This window comes from Saccharothrix lopnurensis (genome assembly GCF_042658445.1).
Taxonomy (GTDB): Bacteria; Actinomycetota; Actinomycetes; order Mycobacteriales; family Pseudonocardiaceae; genus Actinosynnema; species Actinosynnema lopnurensis.
In genome coordinates this window covers 172,505-189,924 of the sequence record NZ_JBHSQO010000004.1, presented here as the reverse complement: position 1 = coordinate 189,924, position 17,420 = coordinate 172,505, and the positions used below count along the sequence as shown (strand labels likewise).

The following is a 17,420-nucleotide window of genomic DNA, read 5'->3' as shown; positions in this document are numbered from 1 at the left end:
GCGTTGCGCCGAACGGCCCACCGGTCTCACGGGGTGCACTGTGCCACTGGCGCCACAGGCTTTCCAGTCGAACCAGGGCGAACATCAGCCACACGGGTAACAGCGGGTTTGACCCGCTCAGTTGACCTCCCGGTCCAGCGCCGACCAGTACGGCTCGCGGAGCTTGAACTTCTGCACCTTGCCGGTGGCGGTGCGCGGGATGGCGTCGCGGAACTCCACCGAGGTCGGCGCCTTGAACCCGGCCAGCCGCGCCTTGCAGTGGGCGATCAGCTCCGCCTCGGTCACCTCCGCGCCGTCGGCCCGCACGACCAGCGCCTTGACGGTCTCGCCCCACTTCTCGTGGGGCACGCCGATGACCGCCGCCTCGGCCACCGCGGGGTGGGCGAACAGGGCGTCCTCCACCTCGATCGACGACACGTTCTCGCCGCCGGTGATGATCACGTCCTTCTTGCGGTCGGAGATCGTGAGGTGGCCCTCGTCGTCCAGCGCGCCGCCGTCGCCGGTGTGGAACCAGCCGTCCTCCAGGGCCTCGGCGGTCGCCCCGGGGTTGTCCCAGTAGCCGTCCATGACCACGTTCGAGCGGGCCAGCACCTCGCCGGTGTCCGAGATCCGCAGGCGCACGCCCACGGCCGGCGCGCCGGCGCGCGACAGTTTCCGCGCCCGCTCCTCCGGCGCAAGTCCGTCATCACCCGGTCGGGTGCGGTTGAAGGTCAACAGCGGCGAGGTCTCGGTCAGGCCGTAGAGCTGGAGGAACTCCCAGCCCAGCTCCTCGCCGACGCGGGCGGTGGTGCGGCTGGGCGGCGGCGCGCCCGCGCAGACGATCCGCACCCGGTCGCGGCCGGGGATCTCGCCGTCCCACTCCCGGGCCGCGTCGAGCACCGCGTTCCACACGGCGGGCGCGCCGCACACGAGGGTGACGCCGTGGTCGCGGACGCGGGTGAGGATCTCCGCGCCGTCGACCTTGCGCAGCACCACCTGCGGCACGCCCAGGCCCGCGAGGCCGAAGGGCATCCCCCAGCCGTTGCAGTGGAACATCGGCAGCACGTGCAGGTAGACGTCGCGCTCCCAGGCGCGGGCGTGCAGGGCGAAGGTGACCGCGTTGAGCCAGATGTTGCGGTGGGTCATCCGGACGCCCTTGGGGCGGGCCGTGGTGCCGGAGGTGTAGTTGATCGTGGCGGTGGCGTCCTCGTCGGGCTCGCCCCACGGCCGGGGCTCGGCGTCGAACCGCATCAGCGCCTCGGTCTCCTCGCCCAGGGTGAACCGGTGGGGCGCGGTGACGCCGTCGAGCTCCAGCTCCGGGTCGACCAGCAGCGCGGACGCGCCGCTGTGCTCGACGATGTAGGCGATCTCCTCGGGCCGCAGCCGGAAGTTGACCGGCACGCAGATGCGCCCGGTGCCGGGCACGGCGTGCAGCAGTTCGAGCAGCCGGGCGGAGTTGTGGCTGACCACGGCCACCCGCGCGCCCTCCCCGAGGCCGAGCGCGTCGAACCCGGCCTGCCAGGCGCGGACGCGGTCGGCGAACCGCCCGTAGGTGGTGGTCGGCACGGGCGGCGCGGGCTGGTTCGGCTCGTCGACGGTGGCGACGCCGTCGGCGAAGACCCGCTCCGCCCGGTACAGGAAGTCGGCGACGGTGAGGGGTACGCGCATACGAGCTGACCCTATTGGGCTTTCAGCCCGTCGTCAGCACGAACCTGCGGTTCAGCGGCTGGACCGGCCGGGCGTGGTCGGCGTGGGCGCGGACGAAGGCGCGCAGCCCCCCGTCCGCCACGACCACCGGCTCCCGCATCACCACCCAGCTGACGTTCTCGGTGAACTCCCCCGTGGTCAGCGAGCCCTCGTAGCGGTGGAAGCCGCCGTCCGGGAGCAGCGCCGGCAGGTCGACCTCGGTCGGCGGCTCGCCGGTCCCGTCCTCCCCCGGCCCACCCTCCAGGTCGAGGAACACCGCGATCACGCACGCGTGGAGCCGGTCGTCGACCCGCAGGTGCACCGCGTGCATCTCGGCCTGCATCGGGCGGCCCCGCACCCAGTGCTCGCTGGGCCGGTGGAAGTGGAGGTTGGCCAGCCGGTACGCCTGGTCGGACAGGTGGGCGGTGTGGGTGCCCAGGGGCACGAGGCGCACGCCGTCGGGCCCGTCGCGCACCGAGAAGCGGTCCGGGCGCCAGCCGATCTCCAACTGGTCGACCAGGTCGGGCGTGGTGACGGTGCGGCCGATGTTGATCGGCGACTGCTGGTCCCCCATGGGACCAGGATGGCACCGGGAGCCCGCCACGGGCGGGTGATCGACCTCCTCCGACGGGTGATCACCAGGTGCTGGGGTCGCCCCAGGTCCGGACCGGGCCGGAGGCCACCACGGGCACCGCGACCAGCTCGGGCAGCGACCGCTCGACCGGCTCGCGCACCACCGCGGCGGCCACCCCGTCGTACGGGGTCGGCCCGAGGTTGCAGACCACCAGGGCCGCCCCCGCGCGCACCGCGAGCCCCACCAGCGAGGCGGCGGGCTCCACCGCCAACGACGTCCCGGCCACCAGCAGCACGTCGCAGTCCAGCACGGCCGCGCGCGCCGCCCTCAGCACCTCCTCGGCCAGCGGCTCGCCGAACGCCACCGCCGCGGGCCGCACCACCCCGCCGCACAGCGGGCACCGCGGTTCGTCCGCGCCGCCGCGCACCTCCGCCAGCGCCCACTCCACCGACGCGCCCGCGCCGCAGTCGACGCAGACCACCCGCGCGACCGAGCCGTGCAGCTCGACCGCCGTCGACCCGGCCCGCCGGTGCAGCCCGTCCACGTTCTGCGTCAGCAGCGCCCGCACCCGCCCGGCGCGCTCCAGCCGGGCCAGCGCCCGGTGCGCGGCGTTGGGCTCGGCGGTCCACATCGGATCGTCCAGCCAGGACCGCCACAGCTCCCGGCGCACCACCGCGGAGGCGAGGTGGTCCGGGGAGGGGAGGGTGAACCTGTCCACTCCCGACGCGGCGGACACGCCGGCGCCGGTGAGCGCGGTGATCCGGCGGGCGGTGGCCATCACGTCCCGAGCACTCATGCCCACACCGTCCCACACGTTTGCGAGCATGTGCCGGTGCGCAGGACGTGGACAGGTGGGGTGCTCTCGGTTGTCGGCTTGGTCACAGCGGTGGTGGGCACGTTCCTGCCGTGGCTGAGGTCGGGTTCCGTGACGAGGACCAGTTACGAGGTGCTCGCGCTCCGTGGTTTCGCCGGGTTGGACGGCGTGCCGGGGGAGCTGGTGCGCGGCACCTGGGTCGGGTTGACCCCGCTGGCGGCGTGCTCGGTCCTCCTCTGGGCCGTGCGATTTCCGCGAATCGCCTCGTGCGGGGGCCTCATCTTCGGCACGATCGCGGGAACGGTGGCGGCACTCGCCGCCGTCCAAGGGGGCAGCGAGGCGGCACTGGTCGGGATCACCGCGACCGGACCGGTGGTCACCCTCGGTGGTGCCGTGCTGGCGATCGCGGGGGCGATCACCGTGCTCACCGCGAAAACCCGCACAGCGTTCGGCAGTACAGGAGGAGCACCGTGACCTACCCAGGCGGCGGCGGTGGCGAGTGGCAACCGCAGCAGAACAACCCCTACGGGCAGCCCCAGCAGGGCGGGTACCCGCAGCAGGGCTACCCGCAGCAGGGACAGCACCAGCAGGGTCAGCCCCAGCAGGGCGGCTACCCGCAGACCGGTCCCCAGGGATACCCGCAGCAGGGCTTCCCCCAGCAGGGGTTCCCGCAGCACCCGTACGGCCAGCCGCCGCACGGCTACGTCGGCGCCGAGCCGCCGAAGAAGAAGCGGACCGGCCTGGTGGTCACCGCCGTGGTGGCCGTCCTGGTGCTGGCCGCCGGCACGGTCGGCACGGTGTGGGCGCTGCGCAGCTCCGACGACGTGGCCGCGGGCGCGGACACCCCGTCGACCGCGGCGAACAACCTGCTCAGCGCGCTGGGCAGCGGTGACGTCCTGGGCATCATGAACGGCCTGGCGCCCGCCGAGGCGGCGCTGAGCAAGGACTACACCGAGGCCACCGTCAGCGAGGCCAAGCGGCTGGAGATCCTCAAGCCGGACGCGGACCCCAACAAGCTCAGCGGGGTGCAGATCACCAGCGAGGGCATCAAGTTCGACGAGGCCGCCGCCCTCCGGGTCAACGACCACCTGACGATCAACAAGGTGACCGAGGGCCGGATCACCATCACCTCGGACGTCAAGCAGATCCCGCTGACCGACAAGCTGGTCGACGCGCTGGGCGCGGAGCTGGAGCGGGCCGAGCCGCAGACCGAGACGCTCGACTTCGCCGAGGTCAAGGCCGACCGCAAGGGCGAGCCGATCGGCATCGCCACCATCAAGGTCGGCGACGAGTGGTACCCGAGCCTCTTCTACACCATCGCGAACGCCGCGCTGGAGGAAGAGGGCCTGGAGTGGCCGAAGCAGGGCATCGCCCCCGCCGGCGCGGGTTCGCCCGAGGACGCGGCGAAGCAGCTCGTGGAGAAGGCGATGTCCGGTGACGTCAAGGGCGTCATCGCGCTGCTGCCGCCGGACGAGATGGGCGTGCTCCAGGACGTCGGCCCGGTGATCCTGGACCAGATGGGCCGGGTGCCCGCGACCGGGGCGGAGCTCGTCGAGCTGGAGACCGACGCCAAGGAGGTCACCGGCGGCACCCAGCTGACCATCCGCAGGCTGGTGCTGGAGGTCGACGGCGAGACCGGCGAGATCACCCGCGACGGCGACTGCTACACCGCCGAGGCGCAGGGCGAGAAGCAGCGGCTGTGCGCCGACGAGATCGCGCAGCTGGTGCGGCAGCAGGGCGGGCGCAACGTCCCGTCGGCCGCCATCGACGTGATCGCCCGGGTCGGCGCGCAGGTGCTCAAGGACGGCGTCGGCGTGGTCGCCACCGAGGTGGACGGCAAGTGGTACGTCAGCCCGTTCCGGACCTACAGCGAGCTGTTCCTGACGCTGATGCGCGGTCTGGAGCCGAAGGACCTCGACGAGCTGATCAAGGCCGTCAAGTAGGACGCGCTCCCCGGCCCCCGTCCCGGCGCTGTCAGCCGCGGCGGGGGCCGAGTGCCGTCGCCAGCGCGGTGGCGCCCGCCACGAGCAGCAGGGCGAGCCCGCCCGACAGCGCGAGCGCGCCCGGCACGCCGTCGCCGTGGGACAGCGACCACAGCAGGTTGCCGATCGGCGGGGTGCGGCCGAACAGCAGCGGCAGGACCACCAGGCCGCCCGCCGCGAGCACCGACCAGCCGACCCGGTCGACCACCGGGCGGCCGCACAGCACGCCCACCCCGACGCCGACCAGCGCGCACACCGCCAGCCCGCCGAACCCCTGGGCCACGACCGCGGGCGGGTACGGGCGGGGCTGGGTCAGCACCGGCACCACAGCCGCGACCAGCGCCAACCCCAGCGCGCCCGCGGCGGACACCGCGGTCACCGCGACCTGGACCCGCGCCCAACCGCCCGCCGTCACCGCGGTGACCGCGCGCCGCACCGGGCCCTCGGTCCCCGCGACGACGACCGCCAGCCATGCCGAGACGGGGTGGACCAGCACGCACGTCCCCGCGTAGGCGGCGAGCGGCGGTCCCGCGTCGGAGGCGTACAGCATCCCCAGCACGGCCGCGAACAGCAGCAGCGGCGGCAGCCAGCGCTGGGTGCGCAGCACGTCCACCACCAGGTAACCCACCAGCGCCCTCACGACCGCACGCTCCGCACCGAGCAGCCCAGCCGCAGCGCCTCGGCCAGCACCCCGTCGCTGTGCCCGGACCGCACCTCCACCCGTGCCCCGGCACCGACCGGACGTGCCGACGACACCCCCGCCAAGCCGCTGATCAGCGCGAACGCCTCCCCCACCCGGTCCAGCTCGATCACCACCACCCCGGCGCGGGCCTCGCCGAGGAACACCTCCCGCACCCCGGGCACGTCGTGCCCGTGGTGGTCGGTCAGCACGACGGCCGCCGGCGAGGCGCCCACCAGCCCGCCCAGCACGGCCCCGGCCGCCGCGTCCAGCCCGGACCACGGCTCGTCCAGCACCAGCAGGTCGGTCGCGTGCAGGGCCTGGACCAGCGCGACCTTCTGCGCGTTGCCCTTGGACAGGGTGGCCAGGGGCGCGTCCGGGTCGCCCGCGAAGCCCAGCGCCTCGACCAGGTCCCACCTCGGCGGCACGCCCCGCACGGCGGCCAGTCGGCGCAGGTACTCGCGGGCGGAGAGCCGGACCCCGGTCGGGAAGCGCTCGGGCGCGTAGCCGACCGACGCGCCGCGCGCGACCCGGCCGGTCGTGGGCGCGGTGACGCCCGCCGCGATGCGCAGCAGGGTGGACTTGCCGGAGCCGTTGCCGCCCCGCAGCGCGACCACCTCGCCCGGCCCGACGTCGAGCGAGAGGTCCCGCAGCACCCACGGGCCCCGGCCGTAGCGCTTGCCGATTCGATCAAGACGCACCACGGGTGTGATGATGCCCGGACCGAGGTGGGACCCGGTTGAAGGTTTATACAAGACACGCGTACTGTTTAGGGCAGGGAGGCACCGCACCGACCGGTGCGGGAGACTCAGCAGAAGTTCCCGAACCGACTTTGCGCGTCACCAGATGGAGTTTCACGTGACTGCACCAGCGAGCAAGGACAGCTTCGGCGCCCGCGGCACGCTCACCGTCGGCGACGCCTCGTACGAGGTGTTCCGGCTGAGCGCGGTCGAGGGCGCGGAGCGCCTGCCGTACAGCTTGAAGATCCTGTTGGAGAACCTGCTGCGGACCGAGGACGGCGCGAACATCACCGCCGACCACGTACGCGCGCTGGGCGGCTGGGATCCGGCCGCGGAGCCGAACACCGAGATCCAGTTCTCACCCGCCCGCGTGGTGATGCAGGACTTCACCGGCGTGCCCTGCGTGGTCGACCTGGCCACCATGCGCGAGGCCGTCACCCAGCTCGGCGGCGACCCGGCCAAGGTCAACCCGCTGGCGCCCGCCGAGCTGGTCATCGACCACTCGGTGATCGCCGACGTGTTCGGCCGGCCGGACGCGTTCGAGCTGAACGTGGACCTGGAGTACGAGCGCAACAAGGAGCGCTACCAGTTCCTCCGGTGGGGCCAGACCGCGTTCGACGAGTTCAAGGTCGTCCCGCCGGGCACCGGCATCGTCCACCAGGTCAACATCGAGCACCTGGCCCGCGTGGTCATGGTGCGCAACGGCCAGGCGTACCCGGACACCCTGGTCGGCACCGACTCCCACACCACGATGGTCAACGGCATCGGCGTGCTGGGCTGGGGCGTCGGCGGCATCGAGGCCGAGGCCGCGATGCTGGGCCAGCCCGTGTCGATGCTGATCCCGCGCGTGGTGGGCTTCAAGCTGCACGGCGAGCTGCCCGCCGGCACCACGGCCACCGACCTGGTGCTGACCATCACCGAGATGCTGCGCCGGCACGGCGTGGTCGGCAAGTTCGTCGAGTTCTACGGCTCGGGCGTGGGCGCGGTGCCGCTGGCCAACCGCGCCACCATCGGCAACATGAGCCCCGAGTTCGGCTCGACCTGCGCGATCTTCCCGATCGACGGCGAGACCATCGACTACCTGGAGCTGACCGGCCGCTCGGCCGAGCAGTTGGCGCTGGTCGAGGCGTACGCCAAGGAGCAGGGCCTCTGGCACGACCCGGACGCCGAGCCGGTCTACTCCGAGCGCCTGGAGCTGGACCTGTCGACGGTCGTGCCGTCGATCGCCGGCCCGAAGCGCCCGCAGGACCGCATCGAGCTGGCCGGCGCCAAGGAGGCGTTCCGCCAGGCCCTCGGCGCGTACGTGTCCGACACCGAGGACGAGTCCCGCTCCAGCGTGGACGAGGCGGTCGAGGAGACGTTCCCGGCCAGCGACCCGATCTCGCCCGCCGACGGCGACGCGGGCGGCGAGCCGCGCGTGTCCCACTCGGCCGCCGAGGGCAGCGAGGGCCGGCCGTCCAACCCGGTGCGGGTGTCCCTGGACGGCGCGGAGTTCGAGCTGGACCACGGCGCGGTCGCGATCGCCGCGATCACCTCGTGCACCAACACCTCGAACCCGTCGGTGATGATCGGCGCGGCGCTGCTGGCGAAGAAGGCCGTGGAGAAGGGCCTGGAGCGCAAGCCCTGGGTGAAGACCACCCTGGCGCCGGGCTCCAAGGTCGTCATGGACTACTACGAGCGCGCCGGCCTGCTGCCGTACCTGGAGAAGCTGGGCTTCCACCTGGTCGGCTACGGCTGCACCACCTGCATCGGCAACTCCGGCCCGTTGCAGGAGGAGATCTCGGCGGGCATCGACGAGGGCGACCTCGCGGCGGTGTCCGTGCTGTCGGGCAACCGGAACTTCGAGGGCCGGATCAACCCCGACATCAAGATGAACTACCTGGCGTCCCCGCCGCTGGTGGTGGCCTACGCGCTGGCCGGCACGATGGACAAGGACATCACCACCGAGCCGCTGGGCACCGATGCCGAGGGCCGTCCGGTGTACCTGGCCGACATCTGGCCGTCGGCGCAGGAGGTCTCCGAGGTCGTCGCGTCGTCGATCTCGCCGGAGGGCTTCACCAAGGGCTACGCGGACGTGTTCGCGGGCGACCAGCGGTGGCGGTCGCTGCCCACGCCGACCGGCAACACGTTCGACTGGGACGCGGAGTCCACCTACGTCCGCAAGCCCCCGTACTTCGAGGGCATGGAGATGGAGCCGGCCCCGGTGACCGACATCGGCGGCGCGCGCGTGCTGGCGCTGCTGGGCGACTCGGTGACCACCGACCACATCTCCCCGGCCGGCGCGATCAAGGTCGACTCGCCCGCGGGCAGGTACCTGACCGAGCACGGCGTGGAGCGCAAGGACTTCAACTCGTACGGGTCGCGGCGCGGCAACCACGAGGTGATGATCCGGGGCACGTTCGCCAACATCCGGCTGCGCAACCAGCTGCTGGACGACGTCCAGGGCGGGTACACCCGCGACTTCCTGGCCGGCGGCGAGCAGACCACGATCTACGACGCGTCGGTGGCCTACGCCGAGGCCGGCGTCCCGCTGGTCGTGCTGGCGGGCAAGGAGTACGGCTCCGGCTCCTCCCGCGACTGGGCCGCCAAGGGCACCTCCCTGCTGGGCGTGCGCGTGGTGATCGCCGAGTCCTTCGAGCGCATCCACCGCTCCAACCTGATCGGCATGGGCGTGCTGCCGCTCCAGTTCCCCGCGGGCGAGGACGCCGCGTCCCTGGGCCTGGACGGCACCGAGACGTTCGACTTCACCGGCATCACCGCGCTCAACGACGGTGAGACGCCGCGCACGGTCCACGTCAAGGCCACCGGGGAGGACGGCGCGGAGGTCGAGTTCGACGCGGTCGTCCGCATCGACACCCCCGGCGAGGCGGACTACTACCGCAACGGCGGCATCATGCAGTACGTGCTGCGCAAGATGGTCCGCGGCTGACCCGCCCGACCGACGAGGGGCCGTCCACCGGGTGGTGGACGGCCCCTCGTCGGTCACGGCCTCAAGGCGTCCAACTGATCACGCACCTCGGCAGCCCGCCCGAGGTCGAAGACCTCGTACAGCGCCAACGCCCGCTGCCGGAACTCGCAGGCCCGGTCGACCTCGCCAACCGCTCGCAGCGAAGTCCCGAAGACCTCGAAGAACTCCGCGGTGTCCGGCGGTCCTCCATGTCGCTCGTCGAGTTCGCCGAGAACCCGTTCGCAGGTGCGGACCGCTTCGTCGTGCCTGCCCTGACCCGACAGCGCCATCGCCAGGTGCACGGGAGCCGCTACCACGGCTCCGTGGTCACCGGCCCGCTTGTGCGCACCCGCGTCGTTCCCGTCCACCTGACCAGCGGCGTAGACGCGCAAGAGGTCGTGCAGGTGGTAGCGGTCCCTGCCGGTGCGCTCCAGCAGGTGCGCGTCGATGAGCGCTTCCAGCAACCGGCGCACGACAGGTAGACCGACGTCGGCGAGTGCGGCTGCGGCGTGGACCGATATCGGGGCCGGGCCCCGGGTGGACACCCAGCAGCCGGAACAGCCGTGCCTGCTCCGGCAGGAGCCGTTGGCAGGAACCGTCGAATTGTCGAGCACGACGAGCACCCTCCGCCCGGTCAGCACCGACCGGTACAGGGCCGCCTGGGCCTCCAAGCCGGCCGGGATGGCATCAGGCGCCACGCCCAGTGCGCCGAGGAACGACTCCAGCACCTCGCTGGGCGCAAGAGCATCACCCGGACCGTAGCCACGAAGGTTCACGAACAGCGTGCCGTCCGGGAAATGGCGCTCCACGCGGCGCGCCCAGTGGACGGCCAAAGCCGTCTTGCCGACCCCGCCGGTGCCGTCGACCGCCGAGATCACCACACCAGTCCCGCGCCACGCCGGCACGTCCGACGGGCTGTTACCCGTTCGGCCCACACGCCGGGGGGTGATCATCGCGGGCGAAACAGCCGTTCAACCACGTGAACCATGCCACGCCCGCTGGAATGACAATCGAACAGCCAGTCGAAATCAATCGAAATCGTCGAACGGGTACACGCATGTGAATCTTTTTGACATATCCGAACACGACCCCCTATTGCTGGAGAGGAGAACGCCGCCACCGTTCCCACCCGCGCACCGCCGACAACGCTGTCGGCCGAGTCCAACGGAGGACTTCGTGAGGAGAACAACCGCGCTCGCGTTATCCGCGACGCTCATCGGCGGATTCACGTCAGCCGTCGTCGCGACCACACCGGCGGCAGCGGCCGAGGCGTCCCCGATCGGTTTCGCCTCCGTCAACGCCCTGGGGCAGAACGGCACCACCGGCGGCGCGGGCGGCCAGACCGTGACGGTCACCAGCCGCAGCCAGTTCGAGGCCGCGGTCGAGCGGACCGACCCGGTGGTCATCCAGGTCAGCGGCACCATCCAGATCAGCGGGATGCTCGACGTCGAGTCCGACAAGACGATCATCGGCGTGGGCACCGGCGGCCGGATCACCGGCGGCGGCCTCGACGTCGACGGCACGCACAACGTGATCATCCGGAACCTGACCTTCACCGGCGCCAACGACGACGCGATCAACATCACCGACGGCGCGCACCACGTCTGGGTCGACCACAACGACCTGTCCGGCGCCTACGACGGCGCGCTGGACGTCAAACGCGGTTCCGACTACGTCACCGTCTCCTGGAACCACTTCCACGACCAGCAGAAGAACTCGCTGGTCGGCCACTCCGACGGCAACGGCGGACAGGACGACGGCAAACTCCGCGTCACCTACCACCATAACTTCTTCGACGGCACCGCGGAGCGCAACCCGCGCGTCCGCTTCGCCGACCCGGTGCACGTGTTCAACAACTACTACCGGGACGTCCGGGGCACCGACTCCTACGGCGCGGCCACCGCGATGGACGCGGGCGTGCTGGTCGAGGGCAACTACTTCGAGAACGTCGCCTCGCCGACGAAGGTCCAGATCTTCGAGTCCGACCCCGGTCGGCTGGTGGAGCGCAACAACGTCTACGTGAACTCCGGCGTGCCCGAGTCGGACGGGGCGGTCACCGAGCCCCGCACGTACTACGCCTACACCGTGGACGACCCGAACACCGTGCCGGCCAAGGTCCGCGCCGGCGCGGGCGTGGGCAGGCTGGGCTCGCCCGTCCCCGACACCACGCCGCCCGCCGCGCCGTCCGGCCTGCGCTCCAGCGGCACCTCGGCGACCAGCGTGGCGCTCGCCTGGAACGCCGCCACCGACAACGTCGGCGTCTCCGGCTACACCGTCTACCGCGAGGCCGGCGCGACCGACGTGCGGGTCGGCACCGCCACCGGCACCTCGTTCACCGTGACCGGCCTGAGCCCGGCCACCGACTACACCTTCTACGTGGTGGCCGGGGACGCGGCGGGCAACGCCTCGTCGCCGTCCGGCGCGGTCACCGTGCGGACCCCCGACCAGGGCGGCGGGCAGCCGACCGACGGCCCGGTGGGCTTCGCGTCGGTCAACGCCCTGGGCCAGAACGGCACCACCGGCGGCGCGGGCGGCCCCGAGGTCACCGTCACCAACGCCGCCGACTTCATCGCCAACATCAAGGCCGACGGCCCGCGCGTGGTGAGGGTGCAGGGCCTGATCACCCTGCCGGCGGGCATGTACGACGTGTCCTCGGACAAGACGATCATCGGCGTGGGCGCGAGCTCCGGCATCACCGGCGGCGGCCTCAACGTCGGCCTGCCGGTCAGCGAGGTCACCTCGCCCCCGGCCAACGCGGTGCACAACGTGATCATCCGCAACATGGTGTTCCGCAACGCCAACGACGACTCGATCAACGTCCAGATGTTCTCCCACCACGTCTGGATCGACCACAACGACCTGTCCGCGGGCAAGGACGGCCTGATCGACGTCAAGCGCGGGTCCAGCTACGTGACGATCTCGTGGAACCACACCCACAACCACACCAAGAACATGCTGCTGGGCCACGACGACGACAACGGCGCGCAGGACACCGGGTACCTGAAGGTCACCTACCACCACAACTGGTTCGACAAGACGCCGCAGCGCAACCCGCGCGTCCGCTTCGGCAACCCGGTGCACGTGCTCAACAACTACTTCTACGACAACAGCGACGTCGGCGTGGCCTGCCAGCAGCAGGCGGGCTGCTGGGTCGAGGGCAACTACTTCGAGGACGTCGAGGAGCCCATGACCACCAGCTACGCGGGCCCGAAGGGCAGCATCGTCGAGCGGAACAACCACTACACGGGTGAGTCCGGCGACCCCGTGGTGGGCGGCTCGGTCGAGAACCCGGCCAACTACTACCGGTACACCGCGGCCCCGGCGGCCGACGTCAAGGCCATCGTGACCCAGGGCGCGGGCACGGGCAAGATCTGACCCGCTCCGGACCGCGTGCGGGCCGTCCCACCCCCGGGGCGGCCCGCGTCGCGTGCGTGCCGGGAGCCGACCCTCACCGCGTGGTGACGGTCAGCTCCCGGTCGGCGGGCGAGGTCGCGGTGACGGTCAGCGTGCGGCTCTCGGCGTCGTACTCCCACCCCGGGGCGTCCGCGCCGTTGACCGCCAACCGCGTCGGCTCGGCCACGCCGCGCAGCCGCACCGTCCACGTCCGCTCGGCCGGCGCGCCCGCGAACGACCCGGCGCGCGGCTCGACGGTCACCGAGCCGTCCTCCTCGGAGTAGCGGATCGCGGTGCGGGCGGACTCGCCCCGCCGGTACCCCAGGCCCTCCCCCTCGTCCTCGTACAGCTCGAAGGAGCCCGAGGCGCCGGCGACCACGTCCAGGACCAGGTCCCCGACCTGCTCCCGGGCGTTGGAGGTGTCGTCGGCGCTGGTGGGCAGGATGCCGCCGACCCGCAGGAACACCGGCATGGTGTCGAGGTCCGAGGTCACCGTGGTCGTGGTCGGCCCGGTAACGGTCTCGCCGGTGAAGTAGTCCACCCACGTGCCCGGCGGCACCCACAGCTCCGTGGGCACGTCCTCGGTCCCCGGCGAGGTCACCGGCGCCACCAGCACGTCATCGCCGAACATGAACTGCGACGGGTGCTCGTACGCCTCCGGGTGCCCCGGGTGGTCGAGGTAGAGGGGCCGGTTCATCGGCAGGCCCGTGTCGTGCGCCTGCCGCGCCACCGTGTAGGTGTACGGCAGCAGCGCCTTGCGCAGCTTGAGGAACCTCACCGCCGCCTCCTCGACCCCCGGGTACTCCCACGGCAGCCGGTAGCCGTGGTTGGAGTGCAGCCGCAGCAGCGGCTGGAAGGCGCCGAACTGCACCCAGCGGGCGTAGAGGTCGTCGGGGAGCCGGTTGTCCGGGTTGCCCGCGTAGTTGTGGCCGCCGATGTCGTGGGACTGGTACGGCATCCCGATGTTGCCGCGGCTGCTCGTGTACTCCGAGGCGAACGCGAGCAGCTCCCAGGTGGAGGAGGTGTCCATCGACGTGTCGACGGTGTAGCGGTGCTCGGCCCACGGCCCGGCCGGGTAGACCTGGTTGCCGCCGTAGCCGTTGTAGCCGCCGCCGCTGCGGTTCCAGGAGAAGCCGCGCAGGCCCCGCTGCTCGGCGCGGCGGACGTACTCGGCGTTGAAGGCGCTGTCCGGGGAGATGCCCTCGGGCCGGAACGCGCTGCCGTCGCAGCACGAGTCGAGCCACCACAGCAGCTCCGGCTCCAGCTCCTCGAACTCCCGGTGCAGGTCGAAGTACGCCTGGCGCTGGCGCGGGTCGCTCAGGTCGAACACCCGGCAGTCCATGTCGCCGCCCATGCCGCACTCGCCGGGCGCCAGTTCCCCGCCCGCGGTGCGCACGGCCTCCGCGTACCGGGGGTCGTTCGCGTCGATGCTGGGGTGGATGTTGAGCGCCACCCGCAGGCCCTGCTCCTCGGCCCAGCGGAAGAACCCGTCCGGGTCGGGGAACAGCGACTCGTCCCAGTTCCAGCCGTTCCACTTGTTGGGGCTCTTGAAGTCGGTGTCCACCACCAGCACGTCCAGCGGGACGCCCGCCGCCTCGAACGCGGGCAGCAGCTCGTCGCGGTAGTGGTCCTGGTCGTGGGCGGCGTAGCGGGAGTACCAGTTGCCGAACGCCTGGCGCGGCAGCATCACCGGCGGCCCGGTCAGGTCCCTGAGGTCGCGCAGCCCCTGGCGGTAGTCGTGGCCGTAGCCGAAGAGGTAGCCGTCCTGGTAGCCGTCGCGCTCGGCCCGGGGCGTGGTCGTGCCGTCGGGGTTCGCGATGGCGGTCCCGCTGTCGTCGAGCAGGTACCAGCCGTCCCGGCTGAGCAGCCCCTCGTACATCATCACCGGCAGCGAGCGCGGCTGGTCGACGTAGTCGAGGCTGCGCCGCCAGCCGCCGAGGTTGGCGGCCGCGTGCTCGGCCCCGGTGTGCTCGGGGAAGCCGTCGCCGGGCGGGGTGACGGCCACGTGGTCGACCGCGGCGTCGCAGCCGCCGTCGGGGCAGCGCAGGGACAGCGGTGTCCTGCCGGCGGGCAGGGTCAGCACGGCGCCCGCCTCGGCCCACTCGCCGCCGGTCGGCTCCAGCGCGACCGCCTGCTCCCGGTCACCGGCCCGCACGACCAGCTCCTGGGCGCGGTCCGCGCGGTAGCGGAGGTGGACCCGGTGCTCGCCCGCCGCGGTGACCTCCCGCTGGCTCCACTCGACCCCGGCGCCCGGCGCGGTCAGGTCCGCGACGTAGCCGGGACCGGTGTACCCGTCGGCGTCGCGCACGCCCTGCGCGCCCTCCAGCGCGAGCATGGTCTCGGCCTCGCACACCAGGCCCAGGCCGCACTCGCCGGGCTGACCCCACGTCGGGCGGGCGGTGACCGCCTCGCCGCCCGCGTCCAGCTCGACCCGGAGGTTGTCCGGCCCGAACCGGCCCGAGCCCTGCCGGTAGCGCAGCGTCAGCCGGTCCGTGCGGATCACCAGGGAGCCGTCGACCTCCTCGGTGGTGAACGCGGTGGTGGCCAGGCCGCGGTTGACCGCGTTGTAGGTGGGCCGGTCCTCGAACTCCCCGTCCTCGGCGTACTCCGCGCGGATCAGGGTGGGCGTCAGGACCTGGAACCGGACCTGGCCGTCCACCACCGCGCCGGGGTGCTCCTCCCGGTCCCGGAACACCACCGCGAGCACCACCACGAGGACCGCGGCGAGGACGACCGCGAGCAGCACCAGTACGCGCTTGGACATGGAACGGGGCTCCCCGGGGTGGTGCGGTCGGTTCTCCACCGAGGTGGACGCCGAGCACCGCGGGAGGTTGCCCGCGGGTGGGACCGGCGTGGCCGACCCTACCCGCGGGGAACGCGCCGGTGCGGCCGCCGCGAACGCGACGACCGCACCGGGGAACCACCGGGGACGGGCTAGAAGGGCTGGGCGTTGGGCTGGAAGACCTGGCCGTTGGCCGGGGCCTTGAGGTTCACCAGGTAGTCGGTCACCAGGGTGTCCACGCCCGCGCTGTCGCCCAGGATGCAGTGCCCGAACGCGTCCACGCTGAGCAGCCGCGCGTTGCCCAGCTGGCGGGCCATGCGCTGGGAGAACTTGTGCTGCGTGGCCGGGTCGTAGTAGTTGCCCACCACGACGACCGGGTTCGGGGTGCGCTTGCCCCACGGGCCGGCGTAGCGGTCGGGCCGCGGCACCGGCCACGTCGCGCAGGTCAGCAGGTCGGAGGTGGCCTGCGAGCGGCCGAAGGTCGGCGACTCCCGCTCCCACGCGGCGGCCACCGCCGGGTACAGCTGGGGGATGCGCGGGAAGGGCTTGTCCGAGCAGTTGACGCCGTAGTACGAGTCGTCGAACTCGTACGGGGTGTCCGCGGTGGGCAGCGGCCGGACGTCGGCCAGGCCGCGCCGGTTGGCCAGCGGCGGCAGCTCGTCGACCTGCGCCTGGGCCGAGAACGGCGCGGCCTCCGGGTGCAGCACCGCGTAGACGGCCTGCAACCACGCGGCCAGCGCCTTGAAGCGGGTCGGCGCGTACAGGTCACTGGACACGCGGCCCACGTAGCCGTCGTAGGTCACGACCTGACCGGACGGCAGGGTGATCGACCGGGTGCGCAGGTGGTCGCGGACCTCGTCGAACTTGGCCCGCGGGTTGCCCTCGCTGTAGGCGCACCTGTCGCCCTCGGCGTCGCAGCGCTTGAGGAAGGCGTCCAGCGCCAGTTCGAAGCCCTGCGCGCGCTGCCGGTCGTACTCGGCGCCGTTGGTGGTGCGCAGCGCCGGGTCGACGTTGCCGTCCAGCACCAGGGCCCGGGACTTCGACGGGAACATGTTGGCGTAGGTGGCGCCGATCAGCGTGCCGTAGGAGAAGCCGACGAAGTTCAGCTGCCGGTCGCCCACGCCCTGCCGCAGCAGGTCGAGGTCGCGGACCACGGCCTCGGTCGACATGTGGTCCAGCAGGGGGCCGGCGGTGCGCGCGCACGCGTCGGTGTAGTCCTCGGTGGCAACCGTGGTGTCGCGGATCTGGGTCCGCGTCAGCGGGATCGCGGACATCCGGCCGAAGACCTCCTCGGCCTCCTCCAGCGTCTCGAAGCAGCGCAGCGGCGAGCTGCGGCCCACGCCGCGCGGGTCGAACCCGATCAGGTCGAACCGCTCCATCACCCCCGGCTGGAAGAAGGAGCTGCCGTAGGCGGAGTAGATGAGCCCGGCGCCGCCGGGGCCGCCGGGGTTGAGGAACAGCGAGCCGACCTTGTTCGCCTGGTCGTCGGCGGGGCGCTTCATCAGCGCCACGGTGATCTTGGGGCCGCCCGGCCTGCGGTGGTCCAGCGGCACGGGGTGGTTGGCGCAGCTGACCTTGGTCCGCTGGGCCTCGGGGATCTCGGCGAGCACGTCGGCCGCGCAGGTCGACCACTCGACCGGGGTGGCGCCCTGCGCTTCCCGGGCGGCGGCGGAACCGGTTCCGACCAGACCCGAGACCGCGGTGCCCGCGGCTAAGGTCAGGACCAGCGCTCTGTATCGGAGTTGCATGGGGTAGCGCTCCCTCTGTTCACTCGGCGTCGCCCCTCAGAGACACCGCGACGCCATCGCGCGAGGCTCTCACCCGATCGTGTCGAGCAATACCCG

The 17,420-nt window shown here is 72.3% G+C and carries 12 protein-coding genes; 4 read left to right on the top strand and 8 right to left on the bottom strand.

From position 1 onward, the window contains the following. Nucleotides 1-117: 117 nt before the first annotated feature. The 3 genes from ACFP3R_RS06090 to ACFP3R_RS06080 form a co-directional block, all read right to left on the bottom strand. Nucleotides 118-1,647 (bottom strand): AMP-binding protein, encoded by a 1,530-nt coding sequence (locus tag ACFP3R_RS06090; protein WP_380633642.1) that lies wholly within the window; start codon nucleotides 1,645-1,647, stop codon nucleotides 118-120. Between the two features lie 22 nt (nucleotides 1,648-1,669). Continuing rightward, nucleotides 1,670-2,239, bottom strand: a complete 570-nt coding sequence (locus ACFP3R_RS06085; RefSeq protein ID WP_380633641.1) for a carbonic anhydrase family protein — start codon at nucleotides 2,237-2,239, stop codon at nucleotides 1,670-1,672. Between the two features lie 61 nt (nucleotides 2,240-2,300). Then, nucleotides 2,301-3,035 (bottom strand): SIR2 family NAD-dependent protein deacylase, encoded by a 735-nt coding sequence (locus ACFP3R_RS06080; RefSeq protein WP_380633639.1) that lies wholly within the window; start codon nucleotides 3,033-3,035, stop codon nucleotides 2,301-2,303. A gap of 129 nt (nucleotides 3,036-3,164) precedes the next feature. Here ACFP3R_RS06080 and ACFP3R_RS06075 point away from each other — a divergent pair, with 129 nt between their 5' ends. Together ACFP3R_RS06075 and ACFP3R_RS06070 are read left to right on the top strand one after the other, a co-directional pair. Next, nucleotides 3,165-3,527, top strand: a complete 363-nt coding sequence (locus ACFP3R_RS06075; protein ID WP_380633637.1) for a hypothetical protein — start codon at nucleotides 3,165-3,167, stop codon at nucleotides 3,525-3,527. Continuing rightward, the gene (locus tag ACFP3R_RS06070) at nucleotides 3,524-4,996 is read left to right on the top strand and encodes a flagellar basal body protein FliL (protein ID WP_380633636.1); all 1,473 of its coding nucleotides are present in this window, start codon (nucleotides 3,524-3,526) and stop codon (nucleotides 4,994-4,996) included. Before ACFP3R_RS06075 ends, ACFP3R_RS06070 begins: the two co-directional genes overlap by 4 nt. Before the next feature lie 31 nt (nucleotides 4,997-5,027). On the opposite strand, the gene ACFP3R_RS06065 is transcribed toward ACFP3R_RS06070, so the two are convergent. Together ACFP3R_RS06065 and ACFP3R_RS06060 are read right to left on the bottom strand one after the other, a co-directional pair. Next, entirely contained in the window at nucleotides 5,028-5,675 is a 648-nt protein-coding gene (locus ACFP3R_RS06065) for a hypothetical protein (protein ID WP_380633634.1), read from the bottom strand. Next, nucleotides 5,672-6,415, bottom strand: coding sequence for an ABC transporter ATP-binding protein (locus ACFP3R_RS06060; protein ID WP_380633632.1), 744 nt, complete (start codon nucleotides 6,413-6,415; stop codon nucleotides 5,672-5,674). The genes ACFP3R_RS06065 and ACFP3R_RS06060 overlap by 4 nt, the downstream gene beginning before the upstream one ends. A gap of 157 nt (nucleotides 6,416-6,572) precedes the next feature. Here ACFP3R_RS06060 and acnA point away from each other — a divergent pair, with 157 nt between their 5' ends. Then, the gene (gene acnA, locus ACFP3R_RS06055; protein WP_380633630.1) at nucleotides 6,573-9,383 is read left to right on the top strand and encodes an aconitate hydratase; all 2,811 of its coding nucleotides are present in this window, start codon (nucleotides 6,573-6,575) and stop codon (nucleotides 9,381-9,383) included. A gap of 53 nt (nucleotides 9,384-9,436) precedes the next feature. On the opposite strand, the gene ACFP3R_RS06050 is transcribed toward acnA, so the two are convergent. Continuing rightward, entirely contained in the window at nucleotides 9,437-10,282 is an 846-nt protein-coding gene (locus ACFP3R_RS06050; protein WP_380633629.1) for a tetratricopeptide repeat protein, read from the bottom strand. A 295-nt stretch (nucleotides 10,283-10,577) separates the two neighbouring features. Here ACFP3R_RS06050 and ACFP3R_RS06045 point away from each other — a divergent pair, with 295 nt between their 5' ends. Beyond that, complete coding sequence (locus ACFP3R_RS06045; protein WP_380633627.1) at nucleotides 10,578-12,776, top strand: pectate lyase family protein; 2,199 nt, start codon at nucleotides 10,578-10,580, stop codon at nucleotides 12,774-12,776. A gap of 73 nt (nucleotides 12,777-12,849) precedes the next feature. Here the strand turns inward: ACFP3R_RS06045 and ACFP3R_RS06040 are convergent, their stop codons facing one another. Together ACFP3R_RS06040 and ACFP3R_RS06035 are read right to left on the bottom strand one after the other, a co-directional pair. After that, entirely contained in the window at nucleotides 12,850-15,558 is a 2,709-nt protein-coding gene (locus ACFP3R_RS06040) for a TIM-barrel domain-containing protein (protein WP_380633626.1), read from the bottom strand. A 170-nt stretch (nucleotides 15,559-15,728) separates the two neighbouring features. After that, a complete protein-coding gene (locus ACFP3R_RS06035; protein WP_380633624.1) occupies nucleotides 15,729-17,324 on the bottom strand; it encodes an alpha/beta fold hydrolase in 1,596 nt (531 codons plus the stop codon). Nucleotides 17,325-17,420 lie beyond the last annotated feature (96 nt).